This is a genomic window from Halorubrum ejinorense (genome assembly GCF_055389685.1).
In genome coordinates this window covers 2,883,335-2,902,225 of record NZ_AP043777.1, presented here as the reverse complement: position 1 = coordinate 2,902,225, position 18,891 = coordinate 2,883,335, and the positions used below count along the sequence as shown (strand labels likewise).

General features: G+C 71.0%; 20 protein-coding genes. 5 read left to right on the top strand and 15 right to left on the bottom strand.

The features are described 5' to 3' along the window. Positions 1 to 371 precede the first annotated feature (371 nt). Genes ACZ5KW_RS15905 through ACZ5KW_RS15895 form a run of 3 tightly spaced genes read right to left on the bottom strand, consistent with a single transcriptional unit; the run spans position 372 to position 2,604 of the window. Positions 372 to 1,097 carry a hypothetical protein gene (locus tag ACZ5KW_RS15905; protein WP_464388591.1) on the bottom strand — a complete coding sequence of 242 codons (726 nt, stop codon included), beginning with the start codon at positions 1,095 to 1,097 and terminating at the stop codon, positions 372 to 374. Positions 1,098 to 1,156: 59 nt separating this feature from the next. Continuing rightward, entirely contained in the window at positions 1,157 to 1,840 is a 684-nt protein-coding gene (locus ACZ5KW_RS15900; RefSeq protein ID WP_343777234.1) for a DUF8054 family protein, read from the bottom strand. Further along, positions 1,837 to 2,604, bottom strand: a complete 768-nt coding sequence (locus ACZ5KW_RS15895; RefSeq protein WP_343777235.1) for a nucleotide-binding protein — start codon at positions 2,602 to 2,604, stop codon at positions 1,837 to 1,839. Before ACZ5KW_RS15895 ends, ACZ5KW_RS15900 begins: the two co-directional genes overlap by 4 nt. A 134-nt stretch (positions 2,605 to 2,738) precedes the next feature. Between ACZ5KW_RS15895 and ACZ5KW_RS15890 the strand changes: the two genes are divergently transcribed. Then, a complete protein-coding gene (locus ACZ5KW_RS15890; RefSeq protein WP_343777237.1) occupies positions 2,739 to 4,175 on the top strand; it encodes an MBL fold metallo-hydrolase in 1,437 nt (478 codons plus the stop codon). A gap of 22 nt (positions 4,176 to 4,197) precedes the next feature. On the opposite strand, the gene ACZ5KW_RS15885 is transcribed toward ACZ5KW_RS15890, so the two are convergent. From ACZ5KW_RS15885 to ACZ5KW_RS15860, 6 genes are all read right to left on the bottom strand, one after another. Continuing rightward, entirely contained in the window at positions 4,198 to 4,437 is a 240-nt protein-coding gene (locus tag ACZ5KW_RS15885; protein ID WP_343777239.1) for a hypothetical protein, read from the bottom strand. Positions 4,438 to 4,514: 77 nt separating this feature from the next. After that, positions 4,515 to 4,787 carry a DUF7385 family protein gene (locus tag ACZ5KW_RS15880; RefSeq protein ID WP_017342530.1) on the bottom strand — a complete coding sequence of 91 codons (273 nt, stop codon included), beginning with the start codon at positions 4,785 to 4,787 and terminating at the stop codon, positions 4,515 to 4,517. 119 nt (positions 4,788 to 4,906) lie between these two features. Next, the gene (locus ACZ5KW_RS15875) at positions 4,907 to 5,767 is read right to left on the bottom strand and encodes an endonuclease V (protein WP_343777241.1); all 861 of its coding nucleotides are present in this window, start codon (positions 5,765 to 5,767) and stop codon (positions 4,907 to 4,909) included. Then, entirely contained in the window at positions 5,767 to 6,759 is a 993-nt protein-coding gene (locus ACZ5KW_RS15870; protein ID WP_343777242.1) for a rhomboid family intramembrane serine protease, read from the bottom strand. The genes ACZ5KW_RS15875 and ACZ5KW_RS15870 overlap by 1 nt, the downstream gene beginning before the upstream one ends. 430 nt (positions 6,760 to 7,189) lie before the next feature. Next, on the bottom strand, positions 7,190 to 7,909 hold the full coding sequence (locus ACZ5KW_RS15865) for a type I 3-dehydroquinate dehydratase (RefSeq protein WP_343777243.1): 720 nt from the start codon (positions 7,907 to 7,909) through the stop codon (positions 7,190 to 7,192). Between the two features lie 87 nt (positions 7,910 to 7,996). Continuing rightward, positions 7,997 to 8,971, bottom strand: coding sequence for a transcription initiation factor IIB (locus ACZ5KW_RS15860; RefSeq protein WP_343777245.1), 975 nt, complete (start codon positions 8,969 to 8,971; stop codon positions 7,997 to 7,999). 209 nt (positions 8,972 to 9,180) lie between these two features. On the opposite strand from ACZ5KW_RS15860, the gene ACZ5KW_RS15855 reads away from it, so the two are divergent. The 3 genes from ACZ5KW_RS15855 (at position 9,181) to ACZ5KW_RS15845 (ending at position 10,973) form a co-directional block, all read left to right on the top strand. Continuing rightward, entirely contained in the window at positions 9,181 to 9,975 is a 795-nt protein-coding gene (locus tag ACZ5KW_RS15855) for a cobalamin-binding protein (RefSeq protein WP_343777247.1), read from the top strand. Next, complete coding sequence (locus ACZ5KW_RS15850; protein ID WP_343777249.1) at positions 9,972 to 10,547, top strand: inosine/xanthosine triphosphatase; 576 nt, start codon at positions 9,972 to 9,974, stop codon at positions 10,545 to 10,547. The genes ACZ5KW_RS15855 and ACZ5KW_RS15850 overlap by 4 nt, the downstream gene beginning before the upstream one ends. Positions 10,548 to 10,700: 153 nt before the next feature. Further along, entirely contained in the window at positions 10,701 to 10,973 is a 273-nt protein-coding gene (locus tag ACZ5KW_RS15845; protein ID WP_343777250.1) for a DUF7123 family protein, read from the top strand. Positions 10,974 to 11,049: 76 nt separating this feature from the next. On the opposite strand, the gene ACZ5KW_RS15840 is transcribed toward ACZ5KW_RS15845, so the two are convergent. From ACZ5KW_RS15840 to ACZ5KW_RS15825, 4 genes are all read right to left on the bottom strand, one after another. After that, positions 11,050 to 11,661, bottom strand: coding sequence for a winged helix-turn-helix transcriptional regulator (locus ACZ5KW_RS15840; protein WP_343777252.1), 612 nt, complete (start codon positions 11,659 to 11,661; stop codon positions 11,050 to 11,052). Positions 11,662 to 11,752: 91 nt separating this feature from the next. Next, positions 11,753 to 12,898, bottom strand: coding sequence for an SPFH domain-containing protein (locus ACZ5KW_RS15835; protein WP_343777254.1), 1,146 nt, complete (start codon positions 12,896 to 12,898; stop codon positions 11,753 to 11,755). A gap of 126 nt (positions 12,899 to 13,024) precedes the next feature. Then, a complete protein-coding gene (locus ACZ5KW_RS15830) occupies positions 13,025 to 13,474 on the bottom strand; it encodes an SRPBCC family protein (RefSeq protein WP_343777255.1) in 450 nt (149 codons plus the stop codon). A gap of 31 nt (positions 13,475 to 13,505) precedes the next feature. Beyond that, positions 13,506 to 15,509: a bacterio-opsin activator domain-containing protein gene (locus ACZ5KW_RS15825; protein ID WP_343777256.1), complete on the bottom strand. Its 2,004-nt coding sequence runs from the start codon at positions 15,507 to 15,509 to the stop codon at positions 13,506 to 13,508. A gap of 264 nt (positions 15,510 to 15,773) precedes the next feature. Here ACZ5KW_RS15825 and ACZ5KW_RS15820 point away from each other — a divergent pair, with 264 nt between their 5' ends. Then, positions 15,774 to 17,834 carry an AAA family ATPase gene (locus ACZ5KW_RS15820; protein WP_343777257.1) on the top strand — a complete coding sequence of 687 codons (2,061 nt, stop codon included), beginning with the start codon at positions 15,774 to 15,776 and terminating at the stop codon, positions 17,832 to 17,834. A gap of 21 nt (positions 17,835 to 17,855) precedes the next feature. Here the strand turns inward: ACZ5KW_RS15820 and ACZ5KW_RS15815 are convergent, their stop codons facing one another. Beyond that, positions 17,856 to 18,071 (bottom strand): hypothetical protein, encoded by a 216-nt coding sequence (locus ACZ5KW_RS15815; protein WP_343777258.1) that lies wholly within the window; start codon positions 18,069 to 18,071, stop codon positions 17,856 to 17,858. 71 nt (positions 18,072 to 18,142) lie between these two features. After that, on the bottom strand, positions 18,143 to 18,835 hold the full coding sequence (locus ACZ5KW_RS15810; RefSeq protein ID WP_464388590.1) for a bacteriorhodopsin: 693 nt from the start codon (positions 18,833 to 18,835) through the stop codon (positions 18,143 to 18,145). Positions 18,836 to 18,891 lie beyond the last annotated feature (56 nt).

Here is an 18,891-nt window from a genome sequence, read left to right as displayed (position 1 = left end):
ACGATCCGCGAGACGACGTATGAAGCTTCCGGCAGGAACAACACTGAATAAAATGTTACTCGCCGGCGAGTTGTCTCCTGACGACGCGAAGGCCGCTCGCACCGGAACGCCGTCCACAGAAACCGTGAGTGTCCTGAGAGACGCGACGCTCACGGGAACGAACGAAGGGGAGGGCCGAAGCGCGGGGACGCCGACCGAAGACGAGGGCCGAAGCGTCGGAGACAGCGAACCGCCCTGCGGTTCGTACTCTCTCTGACGGGCCGTTTCCGCCTATACTTATCCACCGTTCCACGAACAGGTCCTAACACGTGTTACAGGTGTTGTAACACATCCGCGCGGCGGCGAACGCCGCCGACACCGCCTCGCTGCGGCTACGCGTCCTCGAGCCGTCGTCGCTCGTCGCGTAGCAGTCGCTCCCAGAGGCCGAAGAGGCGGCTGTCGAGGTCGTAGGCGTCGTCGACGCGTCGAACCCACGCGTCGTCGGCGAACAGGTGGCGTTGGAACCGCCGCACCTCCGGGGAGAGTCGGTCGCGGTCGCCGCCGTAGTACGACAGCGACTCCTCGCGGGTCCGGGCGACGAGGTCGGCGGGCACGTCGATCTCGTCGGCGGCGGCGACGTGGTCGAACCACTCCAAGTGAAGCAGCGAGTCGGCGAGGAGGAACCGCCCACGGAAGCCCGAGACCCGCGACAGCGCCGGTTCGCCGTCGATGAAGACGTCGGCGGGACGCGAGAACCGGGGTGCGGTCGCGGTCACGGACGCGCCCGCGGCGACCCTACCGGCGACCTTCCGAAGCTGCCGGTCGGCGTACCGGACCGGAGCGATCAGCGCGAGCTCGTACCACGTCGGCAGCCACTCGCAGTACGGCTCCGAGAACGCGCCGTCCGCGAGCAACGTCGCCGCGACTGACCGGGCGGCCGCCGGCGTCAGTTCGTCGGGCGCCGTTCGGAGCCGCTCGACGGTCCGGTCGTCGTCGAGGGCGTCGACCCCGGAAAATCCCATGCCCTCGGCGACCTCGGTCGTGTAGGCGCGACCGGCGGCGTACCAGGCGGCGAAGTCGGCGGGCGTCGTCAGTCGCAGGAGTCGGAGGACCGTGATACCGGAGGGAGGGGTCGAGTCGAAATAACCGTTCTGGAGGGGTCGACACGCGACCCGTCTCACTCGCTCGAATCGCGCCCGAACCGGGGCGAACCGCCCCGGCCTTCGAATGGGTCATCGGTCGGGGCCGGCTCTCCCGTGTCCTCGCCGGCCCCACCGGAATCGTCGAGGGCGTCGTCGAGGCCCCACTCGGCGGCGCGGTCGCGGGCCTCCGCCCGCGCCTGTTCGCGGATCGCCTCGATCCGGTCGTCGTCCTCGAGGAACGCCGCGACCGCGTCGTCCTCGTCCGCGCCGTCCCCGAGGCGCTCGTCCGGCGCGGCCTCCCGGGTCCGCTCCGCGAGGTCGGCGGCGTCGGCCAACTCGGTCGCGGCCGCGTCGGGTGCGACCCGCAGCGCGTCCTCCTCGTGAGCCGCGGCCAGGCCGTCCGCGTCGACGGCGTACAGTTCGACGCGATACGGGCCGGGGACCGCGAGCTCCGCGAGCGCGTCCGGGCCGCCGCTGTCGGTCACCGTGTTGTAGGCCAACACCGGGACGCCGTCGGCGAAGGTGATGACGCCGCGGGCCTCGCCGGACAGGAGCAGCGTCTCCTGGGGAACGAGCGTCGCGTAGCCGGTGAGTTCCCGGTCGAGCGCGCGCGACAGCGTCGTTCCGACGTCCGAGACCACCCGCGAGCGCAGCAGCGTCCCTCTCGGGATAGTGAGCGCGGCCGGCTCCGAGGGTCGCCGCTCCGACTCGCCGCTCATGGCGTGTCGGGGACGACCGCGCTGCGGAACCGGTCGGCGACCGCGTCACCGTCGCCGTCGCGCACGTCGAGCCGGGCGGCGGCCCGACGGTAGCGCGCGGCCGCCTCGCTCTCGGGCGCGTGAGCGAGCAGCGGCTCTCCCGCCCGCCGCGCCGCTCGGACGGCGTCGCTCTCGGGGACGTTCGCGAGGACGGGGCCGCCGAAGTGGCGCTCCGCCTGCGCGGCCACGTCGTCGGCCTCGCTCCGCACCTTGTTGAACAGGACCCCGGCGGTCTCGGTGCCGTACGAGCGCGCGTACTCCTGTACCTTCAGGCCGTCCGAGAGCGCGGGTATCGTCGGCTCGACGACGACCACGACGCGGTCGGCCAACACCACCGGCAGCACGGCGGACTTCGACCCGAGCGCGGCCGGCGAATCGAGCAGGAGCACGTCGGTGTCGCGCGCGAGCTCCGCCACCACGTCGCGGAGCCGCTCCGGTTCCGCGGCCTCGAAGCCCGCCAGCGAGGTGCCACAGGGGACGACCGAGAGCCCGAACCGGTCGTAGGTGGCCTCGGTCACGTCCGTCGCGGTGCCGGCGACGAGCAGGTCGTGGAGGGTGACCGCCGCGTCGTCGAGTCCGGCGTGAAAGAGGAGGTTCGCCATGCCCGTGTCGGCGTCCACGACCGTCACGTCGTGGTCCTCGGCGAGCGCCATCCCGAGCGCGAGCGTGCTCGTCGTCTTCCCCGTGCCGCCCTTGCCGCTGGCGACCGCGAACGCCTCGACCATACGCCCGCTCTCCGGTCGGTCGGGCTAAAAGCTGTCCATCGCGCGACCGGTCTCCCGGCGCGGTAGCGTCTCTCCGCGCCCCAGACGACCGGTCCGAGCGGGAGAGCTTTCAGGGTCGGACGCGAGTCGTGTACATGGTCAGAACCGTCGACGCAGCGACGTTCCGGGACATGATCGACGCGCGACGGCGCGGCGACCGCTCGTTCGCCCTCGTCGACACGCGCCCGGAGGAGAGCTTCGCGGGGTGGCACGTGGCGGACGCGATCCACTACTTCTACAAGCCGTTCCACGAGTTCGACCTCGACGACTTCGAGCGCGAGACGGGCCTCTCGCCCGACGACAGCGTGGTCACGCTGTGTGCCAAGGGAAAGGCCTCGAACGACTTCGCCGCCGAACTCGACGCGGCGGGGTACGAGGACGTCGTCGTCGTCGCCGACGGCATGCGCGGCTGGTCCGCCGTCTACGACCGGACCGCCGTCCCCATCGCCGACGGGTCCGACGCCGCCCCGGGGCTCGACATCGTTCAGATTCAGCGTCGCGCGAAGGGGTGTCTGGGATACCTCGCCGTCGGCGGACGCGAGCGCGGGTCGGCGGACCACGTTCCGGGCGCCTCGGACTCCGACGGCTCCGGCCGCGTCGCCGTCGCTGATTCCGACGGCTCCGACCGCGTCGCCGTCGCTGATTCCGACGGCTCCGACCGCGTCGCCGTCGCTGATTCCGACGGCTCCGACCGCGTCGCCGTCGCTGATTCCGACGGCTCCGACCGCGTCGCCGTCGCTATCGACGTCTCCCGACACGGAGACGAGTGGGTCGAGGCCGCCGCCGAACGCGACGCGTCGATCGCGGCGGTCCTCGACACGCACGTCCACGCCGACCACCTCTCCGGCGGCCGGGCGCTGGCGGACGACCTCGGCGTCCCGTACTACCTGCCCGCCGCGGCGGCCGACCGCGACGTGGCCGCCGAGTTCGAACCGATCGGACGCAACGAGACGCTCGACGTCGGCGGGATCGACCTGAAGGCGCTCGCGACGCCGGGCCACACCGACGACGGCGCCAGCTACCTCGTCGGCGACGCCGCGGTGCTCACGGGCGACACGCTGTTCACCGACAGCGTCGGACGGACGGAACTCCAGTTCTCGGCCGGCGAGGACGGCGAGGACGCCGAAGAAGACGACGGCGCGTCCGACCAGGGCGCCGCGGGCGCGGCCCGCCGGCTCTACGACTCGCTCCACGGCACGCTGCTCGCCGAACCCGACGACATCGCCGTCTGTCCCGGCCACTTCGCGGTCGCGAACGACGGGACGACCGGGGACGTGGTCCCGGGCGAGCCCGTGTTCACGACGGTCGGTGACGCCCGCCGCGGGATCGAGGTCCTCGGACTCGACCGAGAGGCGTTCGTCGACCGGATCACGCGGACGCTGCCGGAGAAGCCGCCGAATTACGAGTCGGTGATCGCGGCCAACCGGGGCGTCGAGACGCCGCCCGACGAGACCGCGGCGATCGAACTCGAACTCGGGCCGAACCGCTGTGCGGCGGACTCCGGGTCGGGCTCGACGGCCGACGACGACTGAGCGCGGCGGGGTCCCACCCGGCTCAGTCCCCCTCGGCCTCCAGCGTCTCCACGCGGTCGCGGAGGTCCTCCTTCTCGCGGACGAGCGCGTTCACGGTCGCTTCGAGGTCGGCGACGCGGCTCAACAGTTCGAGGTAGGCGTATCCGGCGGACAGCCCGACGACGAGGCCGACGACGCCGCCGAGGAGGAAGCCCACGGCGGTCGTCAACAGCATGAACAGCGCGTCGGCGAGGTCGTCGAAGCCGATCGGGAGGGCGACCATGCCCCCGTTGGCGGCGGACCGCTCAAAAAACGCGGGGCTCGCGGCGTCCGAACGCCGGGGTCCCCGCCGCGGCGGACTCAGTCGTCGTGAATGAAGACGAGCCGCTTCGAGTCCGTGTTGACGAGACAGAGGTCGATCCCGTCGCGGGTCGCCCCGATCTGCTGCCAGCCGTGGTCGCTGACGAACAGCGTCTGGAAGACGCCGCGGTCGCAGTCGGGGTTCGGACAGCCGACGCCGGCCGCGTTCTTGTACACCGTCGTGCCGCCGCCGGAGCTCTGGCGCACCAACCCGTCCGTCAGCGACCGGAACTCCTCGGCGGACATCGGACTCTCCGTGTCGTCGTCTCCCATGTGTTCGCGTTCGCAGGCGATCGTCTAAAAACCGCCTGCCCGTGACAACTCATGGCACGAGCTGCGGCCGTCCGCGCTCCGGGTCGCGCGTCGGCGTCTCTCTCAACTCCGTCGACGCTTCACTCCTCGTCCCGCTTCGCGGCGTCCGCGTAGGCGTCGGCGAGCCGCGTGGGTTCGGGGAGCTTGTAGCCCGCACACAGCGCGTCGACGAGGTCGACCGCGCTCGCGGCCGAGACGCGGTGCCCCGGGCTCACGTACAGCGGATTCACCCGCTTGCTCGTCGGGTACTGCCGCGACTGGAAGGCGTGGCCGATCACGGTCCCCGTCTCGGCGGTCGTCACCGCGTCGCCGGCGCGGACCGGCGTTCGCCAGCCGGCGGGGCGCTCGTCGGTCGGTTCGTCCGGCTCGCCACAGAGGAGGCTCTTCGCGACGCCGACGCTCGGCACGTCGTGAAGGACCCCGACGTGCGTCGCGAGTCCGGCCTCCCGGAAGTGGATCCGACCGGAGCCGTCACAGACCAGCAGGTCGGGGTCGGCGTCGAGGGCGTCGAGCGCGGCCAGGATCGGCCCGCCCTCCCGGAAGGCGAGGAGTCCGGGAACGTACGGGATCGAGAGCGGGGTCGTCGCGCTCGCGTACTCGATCACGTCGCCGTCGCGGAACGCGACCGCGGCGGAGACGGCGGCGTCGGGCGCGTCGGCCCGGTCGGTGCGGAACGCCTGATCGACGCCGACGACGACCGGGGCGTCCGCGTCGTGCGCGGTCGCCGAGTCCGTACCCGCGTCGAGACACGCCTGGTCCCCGTCGCGAGCCGGGGGGAGTCCGTCCGCGAGCGAGGCGGCCTCGCTGACGGCGACGCCGGCCGGGTCGAGCGCGTGGTCGTCGTCGAACGTCGCGGCCGCCGCGATGTCGCGCTGGAGGGCCTCCATCTCGTCCCGCGAGAGCGAGGGGTCCGGCCGGAGGTCGGGCCGGGCGAGGGGCATCAGAACCGACCGCCGGGACCGCCCGGCCCGCGCGGGCCGCGAGCGCTCCCCATCGAGACACCACCTCCGCCGCCGGCGGACCGGGCGAGGCCCTCGTTTCGCTTCCCGAACCCGAGCCCGATGGCGAAGCCGATCAGGTGCGCGAGGTGGGCGATTCCGCCGGCGGCGCCGCCGCCGCCGGCCAGGAGGCTCCGGACCACGAGCACCGCCGATACCAGCGCGATTCCCCACGTGAGGTACTTGATCTTCATCGGAATCACGAAGAAGAGGAGCACCTGCATGTTCGGCCGCCAGACGGTGAGCACGCCGAGGATCGCGAACCCGGCGCCGCTGGCGCCGAGGATGCCCGCGAGGGGGGCGCTCGTCGCGATCGCGAAGAGGATGTGACCGAGGCCGGCGATGATCCCGGACGCGAAGAAGAACGCGACGAACTTCTTCGACCCCACGGCGCGCTCGACGAGCGGGCCGAAAAACAGGATCACGACGCTGTTGCCGATGATGTGGTAGAGGCTCACCGGCGAGTGCGAGAGCACGGAGGTGACCACCGTCCAGACGTTGCCGAGCGCGTCGGGCCGGAGAACGAACAGGGTGTTGTGGAGCGTCGGGCTGATCCCCCAGAACACGATCAGCTGTGCGACGAAGGTGGCCCAGATCGCCGCGAGGATCGCGTACGTCGCGTTGTTGCGGAAGAAGCTCACGAACCCCCCGGTGCTGGTTTCGCGGTCGATACGGCGCTTGACCCGGTCGATTACGCCGCCGGCACTGCCGGTTCTCACGGTACGGCCGCCGCCACCTCTCGCGCCCCCACCGTCGTTCCCTTCGACGCTCTCGTCGAACCCGCTGTCGAAGACGCCGCCGGGGTCGTCCCACTCGGCGAGGCCGGGACAGTCGTGGTTCTCGGGGAGCCGGTGCTCGGCGCAGAACGTCTTCCCGCACCGCTTACACTGGTACGGGAGGTTCTCGTACTCCCCGCACACGTCGCACGTCGCCATTGGCGTCACTTACGCGGGCGGTCGTAAAGCGGTTTGGCTCTCGTACGAGGCGCTCGGATTCCTCTCGGGCGCCGTCGCGTGCTCCGGTACCTGATTGGGATCGATATCCGATTCGAATGCCACCGAAGCCCCAGCCGCGAGGCGGGCGCACGCTCGCTGTCGTTCGAGACGCCTCCGGCGTCTCGTGACGACGAAACGGCGGAGCCGTTTCGAACCATGCTCCTCGCTCAGTCGCTATCGCTTCCTCGCTGCGGTGCTTGCGTCCCCTGCGCCCGCCTCGCGGCTGCCCCTCCGAGTCCCGCCCCGCACGGCACCGCAGCCTCACGCCTCCCCAGCCTCGTCGGCCTCCCTTCGGTCGGCCGACTCCCTCGCGCGTGCTGTCTCGCGCCCTCCGGGCGCTCACAGGCACGCGCCACCGCGGGTGAGAGAATCAGTCCCCGCTCGGATCTCCTGCCTCGCTCGCCCGCAGGTCGTCGACGAGTCGCCGGAGCGTCGCGAGCGAGTACTGGCCGGGGGCGGTCGCGTCCGCGGCCTCCACCGGCGCGTAGCCGATCTTCGAGCCGTAGACCGGCGCGACGGCGCGGGTGTGGCGCCCCGCCTCGCCCATACACATCGTCGCGACGCGGTGGCCCGCGGCGGTCGCCTCGTGAGTGGCCTCCAGCATCGCCAGCGCGTCGGCCGGGGCGGTCGCGGTCGTCGCCAGCTTTCCCACGTCGCCCTCGCTCGCGGCGTCCGCGAGCAGGTCGACGAGCGCGGCGGGTTCGGGGGTCGACTCGAAGTCGTGGACCGACGCGACCACGTCGACGCCCGCCTCGCGGGCGGTCTCGCGCAAGGCGACCGCGTGCGACTCCTCGGCGTCGTCCGGTCGCGTGCCGCGCAGCGCCGCGAGTTCGACGTCCACGGCCGCGACCGCGTCGTGATCGACCGCGGTCGAGAGCGCGTCGTACCGCGCGGTCCCGTCGGCCTCGCCGCCCTCCCACGACGCGCGGTTCGTGACGAGAAGCGGGAGGGCGCCGTCGTAGCTCGCCAGCTGGTCGAGCGGGGAGTTTGCCAGGTCCATTCGGAACTCCACCGCGTCCGCGTGGGCACGGGCCGCCGGCTCCTCGCCCAGGTCGGCCGTGCTCGCGGCGAGAACGAACTCTTCGAACATGGCTCGCGGTTCACTCGCCGGGGTCTTAGCTGGTCGGGGTCGGGGCGATCCGACAGAAACGTTCGGACCGCGGAGTCGGTCGTGCGGTTACGCGACGAGTCCGTCCTCGGCTTCGAGGAGCTCGTGGTACCGGTTCCGGATGGTGACCTCGGAGATGTCGGCGACCTCGGAGACCGCGGCCTGCGTCGTCTTCTCGTTCGTGAGGAGGGCGGCGGCGTAGACGGCGGCCGCGGCGAGGCCCACGGGCGACTTGCCGGAGTGGACGCCCTTCTCCTTGGCGTTGCGGAGGAGGCTCTTCGCGCGCATCTCGGACTCCTCCGAGAGCTCCAGGTCGGAGGCGAAGCGGGGGACGTACTGCTCGGGGTCGGCCGGCTTCACTTCGAGCTTGAGCTCGCGGACGACGTAGCGGTACGTCCGCGCGATCTCGGCCTTCTCGACGCGCGACACGTCGGCGATCTCGTCGAGCGAGCGGGGGACGCCGGCCATCCGCGCGGCGGCGTACACACAGGAGGTGGAGACGCCCTCGATGGAGCGGCCGGGGAGCAGGTCCTCGTCGAGCGCGCGACGGTAGATGACCGAGGCCGTCTCGCGGACGTTGTCCGGGAGCCCCTGCGCCGAGGCCATGCGGTCGATCTCGCCGAGCGCCTGCTTGAGGTTGCGCTCCTTGGAGTCGCGGGTGCGGAACCGCTCGTTCCACTTGCGGAGCCGCTGCATCTTCTGGCGCTGGCGCGCGCCGAGCGAGCGACCGTACGCGTCCTTGTCGCGCCAGTCGATGTTCGTCGAGAGCCCCTTGTCGTGCATCGTGTTCGTGGTCGGGGCGCCGACGCGGCTCTTCTCGTCTTTCTCGCGGGAGTCGAACGCGCGCCACTCGGGGCCGCGGTCGACCGAGTCCGCCTCGACGACGAGCCCGCAGTCGCTACAGACCGTCTCGCCGTGTTCCTCGTCGTTGACGACGTGTCCGCCACACTCCGGGCAGCTCAGCGTCTCGTCAGTCTGTTCCGATTCTTCCTCGTTCGTCTCCGTTCGGGAGCGACTCCCCCGCGTGTGTATTCGTTCACTCATAGCTCGGTTGCCCCCGGAAACTGAAACTGCCCGGAAGCGATCTTAGTTTACCGTCGACGGAACACAACTTAAAACGACCGGAACGTGTCGCTCGAAACCCGACGAAAGAACACGATCTATCACGCGTTTTCGTCGGTCTCTCGACGGACGGGGATCGGTGCGCCGCCGCGACCGAAACGGTTGAGCGGATCGCGGACGGAAGTGGCTCCATGACCGAGCCCCGCGTCGTCTCGCTGGCGCCGAGCGCGACCGCGACCGTCGCCGCGCTCGGGGCAGCCGACCTGCTCGTCGGCGTCACGCATCACTGCGACCCGCCCGCCGACGCCGGCGACGCGCACGGGACCGACGGCCCCGCGCCGATCGGCGGCTGGCTGAACCCCGACCTCGACCGCGTCGACTCCCTCGACCCCGACGTCGTCCTCACGAGCGACGGGCTTCAGGCCGACCTCGCGGCCGACTGCCGCGACCGCGGGTTCGACGTGGCCCACCGCGAGCCGGCGACCGTCGACGACGCCGTGGCTGGGTTCGCCGCCCGCGGCGCCGACGTGGGGCGCCACGAGGCCGGCGAGCGACTCGCGGTCGACGCCCGCGACCGCCTCGACCGCGTCGCCGACGCGGTGGCCGACCGCCCCCGTCCCACCGTCTACTGCGAGGAGTGGTCCGACCCGCCGATGGCCGCGGGCAACTGGGTCCCCGGCGCCGTCCGCGCCGCGGGCGGCCGCTACCCGTTCGTCGACCCCGGCGAGCGCTCCCGCGAGGTCGACCTCGACGCCGTCGCCGCGGCCGACCCGGATCACGTCGTCGTCCACGTCTGCGGACACGGCGACCGGATCGACCCCGAGACGGTCGAATCGCGCGACTGGGGGGTCGACGCTCCCGTCCACGTGATTGACGACTCCCTCCTGAACCAGCCGAGCCCCGCGCTCCTCGACGGGATCGAACGGCTGGCCGCGCTGTTCCATCCCGACGCGTTTTCGGTCGCCGCCGACCACCCCTCCGTATGAGCACTCTGCGAGTCGGCGTCGGCAGCGGCAACCCGGTGAAGCGGCGAGCCGTCGAACTGGCGCTCGGGTCGGCCGCGGACCTCGACCTCCCCGGCGAGCCGACCGGCGTCGCGATCGACTCGGTCGCCGTCGACTCGGGCGTGAGCGAACAGCCGACGGGCCACGTGGAGACGATCGCCGGCGCGGAGAACCGGGCCGCGGCCGTCCTCGAATCCGGGCGATCGGAGCCGGACGCGGCCGCCGACTACGACCTCGGCGTCGGGGTCGAGGGCGGCGTCGCGCGCTTCGACGGGACCGACGGCCTCTTCCTGATCATGTGGGCGGCCGTCGCCGACGGCGAACGGGTCGGCCGCGGCGCCGGCCCCAGCCTCGCGCTCCCGGCGGACGCCGCGGCTCGGGTCGACGACGGCGCGGAGCTCGGCCCCGTGATGGACGACCTCCTCGATACCGAGGGCGTCGCGAAGCGCGGGGGCGCGGCCGGCGCGCTCACCAACGGTCGCGTCGACCGCGCCGAGGCGCTCGCGGCCGCGGTGAGCGGGGCGCTCTGCCCGTTCGTCTCCGACCGCTACTGAGTCGGGCCCGCCCGGCGTCGGGGTTCGAAGACCGTACCCAAATGGAGCGTCGAGCCGCCGCTCTCGGCGGTCGTGTGGACGAAAACCGCAAGACAGCGGCGTGTTAACTCCCTCTACCAACCGCCTTATGCGGGATGTCGACGTGGTACCCGTATGAGCACTGTCCCGCCGGACGCGGCCGCGGAACTGGACGCGGTCGCAGTCGAGTCGCACGACCTCTCCGCGAAGCAGGCCCGCATCCTGGGATACCTCCGCGAGAACGCGACCGACCGGACGTACTTCAAGTCGCGGCTGATCGCCGACGACCTCGACCTCTCCGCGAAGGAGGTCGGCGCGAACATGGGTGCCGTCGCCGACGCGGCCACCGACGTCGACGTCGAGAAGTGGGGCTACTCCTCGGGGACGACGTGGATGGTCACGACCTGACTGACGCGTCGCTCGGCAGACCGGCAGTCGTCTCGACGAGTCGCTTCGTTCGTCCCTCCCGCTCCCAGCGGCGCTTTCAGGGGTCGTACCTGACCAGCGACGCGGCGTCGTCGGCGAGCGCGACCGCCTCGGCGTCGAAGGAGTCCGCGTACCGGACCACGAGCGTGAGCAGCCGCTCCGGCTCGGTCAGCGCGTAGCCGTCGGTCCGGTCGAGCAGGCCGGCGCGCTCCAAGTCCGCGGCCGCGGCGCTTATTGTCGGCCGGGAGACGCCGAGAGCGTTCGCCAGGTCGGCCCCGGTCGCGTCGGGGTCGCGCAACAGCGCGAGGATCATCCCGCGCGGGGTGTCCCGGCGGAGGTAGCCGAGCGCCCGTTTGTCGGTCTCGTCGAACCGGCCAGCCGGGAAGAACCGGCGGTAATCGGCGTCTTTCACCGACTCGATCGCTCCCGACTCCTCCAGCTTCCGGAGATGGTACTGCGCCTCGCCGGTCCCGAGTCGGAGGTCGTCGCGGAGTTTGGAGAAGTGCGCGCCGGGGGTCGTCGGCACGTAGCCGCGGATCGCTTCCCGCGTCTCGTTGGTGTCCGCGTCCCCGTCGGCCGCGCTCGCCGTGCCGACGAACGGCGCGGCGGCTCCGACCGCGGCGAACCGGCGGAGCGTCTCCCGTTTCCGTCCGTCGAACCCCTCTGTCACGAGCGTATTAGTCTACGCCTCGACAAAAGCACTTCGCTCGGGGACCGGTTCGGTGCTGAATATCGGAGCGTCGGCGGCGTCTCGCGCCGCTTTAGCTCTCCTTTTCGACTTCCTCGCCCTCGATGTCGGCGCTCACCTCTTCTTCATCCATCTCTTGGATGACCTCGTTCGCGGACTTGATGCTCGCGCCGGAGTCGCCCGCCTTCACGGCCTCGGCCTCTTTCTCGAGCTCCTCGACGTCCATCTCCGCGGACTCTTCGATCTGGCCGAGGATCTCGTCGATGTCGTCGAGCCCGAGCATCTTGCGAGTGTCGGCGTCGAACTCCTTGCCGTCGAGCCCCTCCATCTGCTGGACGTCGGAGCCGGAGAGGGCCTTGCCGTAGCGGCCGACCAGACTCGTCAGCTCCTGCGGGAGGACGAAGGTCGTGGACTCGCCTTTCCCGATCTCTTCGAGCGTTTCCATGCCGCGCTCGATGATGGCGCGTTCGCCCATCGACTCGGCGGAGCGGGCGCGGAGGACGGTCGAAATCGCGTCACCCTGCGCTTCGAGGATCTGCGACTGCTTTTCACCCTGCGCGCGGATGATGTTGGACTGCTTGTCACCCTCGGCCTGCTCGACCGCGGAGCGGCGTTCACCCTGCGCTTCGAGGATCATCGCGCGGCGGCGGCGCTCGGCGGAGGTCTGCTGCTCCATCGCCTGCTGGACGTCCTTCGAGGGGTTGACCTCGCGGACCTCGACGCTCTCGACGCGGATCCCCCACTCGTCGGTGGGTTCGTCGAGCTCCTTGCGGATCTTCGCGTTGATCTCCTGGCGCTTGTTCAGCGTGTCGTCGAGTTCCATGTCGCCGAGGACGGCCCGGAGGGTGGTCTGTGCGAGGTTGGAGACGGCCTTCTTGTAGTCGTCGACCTCGAGGAACGCCTTCTTGGCGTCCATCACTTTGATGTAGACGACGGCGTCGGCGGTCACCGGCGAGTTGTCCCGCGTGATCGCTTCCTGGCGGGGCACGTCCAGCGTCTGCGTCCGCATGTCGAACGGGTACGTTCGGGAGACGAACGGCGGGATGAGGTTGATACCCGGTTCGAGCAGCTTTCGGTACTCACCGAAGACGGTGAGGGTCTTCTTCTCGTAGGCGTCGACGATCTCGAACGACTGCCAGAGCGTGACGACCACGAGCAGGAGCGCGAGCAGCCCGACGCTCACGAGCCCGAAACCGAGTTGGAGGGGGATCAGATCCATACCTCTCACTTAGCGCATCGCACGCTTAATAGTTCGCCCGCCACCCCGTCAGCTCGCGGTCTCCCGGCCGCGCAGTCGCAGACTCCGTCGCCCCTCCGCGGGGTCGCAGCGCGCGGTCGCCTCCCCTCAGCCGCTCCCGTCGAACCGCGCCGCGACGTTCTCTAACGCCGCGCGGAGCTGTCGCTCGTTGAACCGGCGGATCACCGGTGCGCCGGCCTTCGTGATCGCGTTCTCCGGCAGGCCGTACGTCGCGGCGTACGTCAGCTCCGTCCCCCCGTCGACGGGCGCGAGCCGGAGGTCGATGGTCCCGGAGAGTCGCCCGCGGAGTTCGAACGCGTGGCGCTCGGGTGGCTCGTGGACGGTCTGGACGATCTCGCCGTCGATGCCGACGCCCGCCATCCGGTAGGTGTACGCGAGGCGCTTCCCGCCGTTCGCCAGCGGTTCGACGTCCCGCACGTCGGTGAGTCCCGGCGTGATCGCCGCGTGGTTCGCCGGATCGTCGAGGAACGCGAACACGGTCTCGGGGTCGGCCGCCACGCGGATCGAGTCGCTCGCGGCGAACGGGTCGTCGCTCATCGCTCGCCGCGGCCTCCCGCCGCTCTCCGAGTCATTCGTCCGACCGCGGGTCGACGTACGCCTCGACCAGCTTCCGCTCGGCCGCGCGGAGATGCTGGTGGAACGTCTGCCGGGTGATCCCCATGCGCTCTGCGATCTCCGACCCGTCGACCGGGCGCGGCCACTCGAAGTAGCCGTTCAGCTCGGCGGTCTTCAGCGCCGCGCGCTGCCGGTCGGTGAGCCGCTCGTCGACCGCCGCGGCGAACTCCGCGACGGTCCGGTCTCTGCTCTCGCGCTCGACGCGCGACCGGAGCTCGACGCCCTCGTACTCCGCGCGGAACACGTCGAGGATCGACCGCACGTCGCGCTCGGGCGGCGTCTCGATCGTGAGCGTCGCCGCGTCTGCCGTCGCGGTCGCGCCGACGAGGACGCAGCCGTGGTCGGCCAGCTGCGTGAGCGGCGGCGACTCGGTGACGGTGACGGCGAAACTGACGCCGCCGTTCGTCTCGGAGACCAGCCGCATCGACTCGACCATCGGCAGGTCCTCAACGTCTTCGAGGCTCACGTCGCTGCTGTCGACGCGGAAGTACAGCTCGCCGGCGTCGTCGTCGAGGCGCGTCGTCCCGAGGTGTTCGATCTGCCCGCCGACCGCGTCGGCGATCCGGGTGAGCACCGCCGTCGGATCGCGGATCTCGACGACGATCTCACAGACCCGGTCCGTGGTGAGGATCCGGGTCGTCTCGACCGAGTGGAGGCCGTTGGCGATCATCTTGCCGACCGACTCGCACACCTTCCGCTCCCGGCGGTCGAGGACGTTCGCGCCGTTGCCGTATATCCCCAACACTCCGTACCGCCGTTTCCCGTACGTGAGCGGGACGACGAGCAGCCGCGTCCCGCCGACGGACTCCGGCGCGAGCGGCCCGTCGCCGCCGCCCTGGACCGAGCCGCCTCGAAGCTCCTCCGCCTCGATCGCCTCCTGTACCTCGACCGGCGTCTCCTCGACGGCGAGGGTCGTCCCCGGCTCGACCGCCACTCCGCTCGCGGCGTCGATCTCGAAGCGCCCCGTCGCCGAGGAGACCTCGCCGATCCAGGCGCCGGCGTAGTCCGGCTCGTCGGCGACGACCTCACAGACCCGCTTCGGGATGACCTCGGGGTCCCAGTTCTCGACGAGGATCCGGCTGATCTCGCTGAGGAGCCCGTTCACCCGACCGAGTACCCTGTCGAGCGCGCGCCGCTCCGTCGCGAGCTTCTCGGCCCGCTCCTCGGCGAGCCGCTCCGCGGCCTTCCGGTCGCTGACGTCGTTCTGGAACCCGACGTAGTGCGCCAGCTCCCCGCCGTCGTCGTAGACCGGTGCCACCGTCAGCTCGTTCCAGAAGGGGGTCCCGTCCCGCCTGTAGTTGCGTATCTCGACGGTGACCTCCTCCTCGTTCCGGATCGCGTCCGATATCTCCTCGACGGTCTCCGGGTCCGTTCCCGGTCCCTGGAGGAACCGCGGATTGCGGCCGAGCGCCTCTTCGACCGAGTAGCCCGTGTGGTCCTTCCAGGCGTCGTTGACGTACACGAGCGGGTAGTCCGGCAGATCGGGGTCGCTGATGCTGATCCCGATCGGCGCGTCCTCGACGGCCCGCGTGACCTCGCCGGCCGTCGGCTCGTGATCGGAGATGTCCTGCCGCGGCTCGGAGTCCGCGACCCCCGAGGAGACGGCGGACACGTCGGCCACGAGCCGTTCGATCGACGCCGACCCGTTCTTCTGGAGGAACCTGTCGACGCCGTTCTCGAAGGCGGCCTCCGTCACCGCGTCCTCGTCCGTCTCGGTGAACATCACGACCGGCACGCCGGTGTCGGACTCCTCGATCGCGGTCGCCAGCGTCACCCCGTCGTCGCCCGACAGCGCGTACTCACTGACGACGCAGTCGTACTCGCCGGTCGTCGCCTTCGCGACCGCGGACGCCGCGGTGTCCGTCCGAGTCACGTCGAAACCCGCAGCGTCGAGCGCCGTCTCGATCCGATCGCTCCCCTCGTCCGGATGGACGAGCAGAGCCCGAGCGTTCGCCATGCCCGACCGTTCGAACCGGTACGGGTTAATGGTTGCCAGTCTTCCTACGCGCCGGCTCGTCGCGGTTCGATCGCTCCGCGGTCTCCGCCGTCGCCCGATTCTCGTCGGTCCGACCGCGCCTCGACCGCTCTGCGGACGGGGATCGCCGGGCCCCGACCACGGTCAGTCAGGCCATGACTACTTTGTGCTCGCTGAGCGTAGCGATCGCCGTATGCTGTCGACGACCGTCGCCGGCGGGCCATCCCGCGATCGAATCCGAGAGCAATGACCGTGCGCCTCCCGGTTCAGAAGCCGCCAGCGTCGCTTCCCGAGGGCCGCGTCGGACTCTCTGCGGCAGCCCTCGCCGACCTCGGCGTCGCACCGGGCGACTCGGTCGGCGTCGAGGGCGTACACACCGTCGTCGCGCCGGTCGACGCGGTCGACGAGACGGACGGAGCCGTCTTCCTGTCCGAGCGGCTCCGCGAGACCGCCGGCGTCGAACCGGGCGACACCGCGGCCGTGGCTGCCGCGGACCTCCCGGCGGCGTCGTCGGTCACGCTACGGCTCCGGCAGTCCGTCGACCTGGCCCGCGGCGAGGACGCCATCCGCCGCCGGCTGCACCGCCGGGCGATCGCCGTCGGCGACGAGGTCGAGGTCACTCGCCTCGGCGGCGCCCTCACGCTCCGGTTCGACGTGCTGGACGTGGCCCCCTCCTCGCCGGCGGTCGTCGGCGAGGAGACCGACATCGTCGTCAGGGCGGACGACGGCACGACCGAGGTCGTCGCCGAACGGCCGAGCGAGGACGGGCCGAACGTCGTGCAGACGGCGACGTTCGAACGGCTCCGCGACGCCGTCTCGACCCGGTTCGAGGCGGCCGAGGCCTTCGAGTCGGCCGGCTACCCGACGCTGGGAATCCTCCTTCACGGCCCGCGCGGCTCGGGGAAGACGACGCTAGTCGAGGCCGTCGCGGCCGCGACCGACGCGACGCTCGTCCGCGCCTCGGCGGCGCGGCTCCGCGGCGAGCGGACCGGCGACCGGACCGAGCGACTCGACCGGCTCGTCGAGGCCGTTCCTCCGGGCGAGCCGACCGTGGTCCTCCTCGACGACCTCGAAGCGCTCGGGGCCGAAGACGGCGGATCGGCGCTCGCCGACCGGCTCCGCTCCACGGTCGACGAACTCCGCGACGGGGACCGAACGGTCGTCGTCGGCGCGACGACCGACCCGAGCGGCGTGCCGTCGGCGCTTCGGCGCGGCGGCCGGTTCGACCGCGAACTGGAGGTCGAACCCCTGACGACCGCGGAGCGCCGCGACGCCCTCGAATCGCTCTGTGAGGGCGCGCCGCTCGCGATGGACGTGGACTTCGAGTCGGTGGCCGAGCGGCTCAACGGCTACGTGTTCGCCGACCTGGTCGTCCTCGCGGACACGGCGCTGGAGCGCGCGATCCGTCGCGACGGTCGGACCGCCATCCGGATGGCCGACTTCGAGGCCGCGCTCGACGAGGTCGAACCCACCGGACTCCGCGAGGTCACGGTGGAGTTTCCCGCCGTCGGCTGGGACGAGGTCGGCGGGCTCGACGCGGCCAAGCGGGAACTGGTGCGGGCGGTGTACTGGCCCCTCGAGTACGCCGACCGCTTCGCGGAGCTGGGGATCGACCCGCCGTCCGGCGTGCTGCTGTACGGGCCGCCGGGCACCGGGAAGACGCTGCTCGCGCGGGCCGCGGCGAGCCTCAGCGACGCGAATTTCATCCCGGTTAACGGCCCCGAGCTGCTCGACAAGTACGTCGGCGCGAGCGAGAAGGCGGTCCGAGACCTGTTCGCCACGGCGCGCGACAACTCGCCCGCCGTGATCTTCTTCGACGAGGTCGACGCGATCTCGCCGAAGCGCCGCGGCGACGACACGGGCGCGGGCGAGCGCGTGGTGTCGCAGCTGCTGACCGAACTCGACGGGCTGGAGCCGCTGACCGACGTCGTGGTGATCGCGGCGACGAACCGGCCGGACAACATCGACGAGGCGCTGCTCCGGCCGGGCCGGATCGAGAAGGCGGTCGAGACGCCGCTCCCGGACCGGGACGCGCGTCGCGAAATACTCGCCATTCACGCCGGGAAGACGCCGACGGCGGTCGACGTCGACCTCGACGCGCTCGCCGACCGCACCGCCGGGTACAGCGGCGGCGACATCGCGGCGCTGGTCCGTGAGGCCGGACTGCTCGCGATCGAGGACGCGATCGTCGACGACGGCCCGGCCTCCGACTCGATCATCGGGCGCGATCACTTCGAACGCGCGCTGGCCGAGACGTCGCCCTCGACCCGCGACGGGCGCGGCGACGCCGAGCCGCCCGCGGAGTAAGGGTTCGTAGCTGCGCCGGAACTACTCCTCGTGGAGGTTGAGTACGAAGTAGGCGACGCCGAGCATAGCGATCAGCTCGACCGCCGCCATCGTCCAGAACGTCACGCTAAACCCCGCTCGCGACTCGAAGGTCGGAATCAGGAAGATCCCGGCGAGCGCGATCACGAGGCAGACGGCGAGTCCGACGACGGACCGTTTGTTCATCGCTGGCGGCTGTTCGGTGTCGGTGTCAGTCATATGGAAAAATGAATGGTGAAAGTCGGTTGGTGCGGTGCGATACGGTCACGGAACGGTCGACGGGTCGACCGTTAGTCCGCGGCCTGGGCGTCGGCGCCCGCGGAGGGCTCCGGCGCCTCGGTGTCGCCGAGGATGGCGCGGCTGCGGAGCAGGACGAACCCGAATCCGACCTTCGCCGTCACGTCGAGCACCATGAACAGGAGCGTCTCGACGCCGAGGCCGACGACGCCGGCTCCCTCGGTCCCGACGATCCACAGGATCGGGTACGCCGTCCAGAGGACGGCGACCAGTGCGGTCAGCGTGTTGAAGGTGGTCTGTACGTCCTCAGAGAGCTCCGAAGCCGCGCTCCGGAGGCTCGTGAGGAGGTAGTAGAGCACGAAGATGAACGCGATCGTGCTGAACAGCCACCAGGTGTACCGCGCGAGCGGCGTCTTCGACAGTGCACCGATGAGACCGGTGACGATCATCAGCGCGTCGACGCCGATGAGCGTGCCGATGGTCACGCGGTCGACCTTCGCGAGGAGCGCGAGGTCGAGCAGCAGCAGCGGCGTCGTGAACAGCCAGTCAGCGTACCGGGCGTAGTAGATGTCGAGCACCTGCCCGCTGGCGAGCTCGACTTCCGTCAGGCCGATACCGAAGAACATCGCAAGGTACGCGGCCGACGCGATCCCCGGCACCAGGATCGTGATGGCGTAGTACTCACGGGCCTCCTTGTTCGTCACGCCCCAACCGCGGGCGATGAAGTAGAAGGTGCCGATGAGCATTAGTATCGTGCCGATTCCCAGCCAGAGTGTCTCAGGCCGACCGTCCCCAAGGAGGT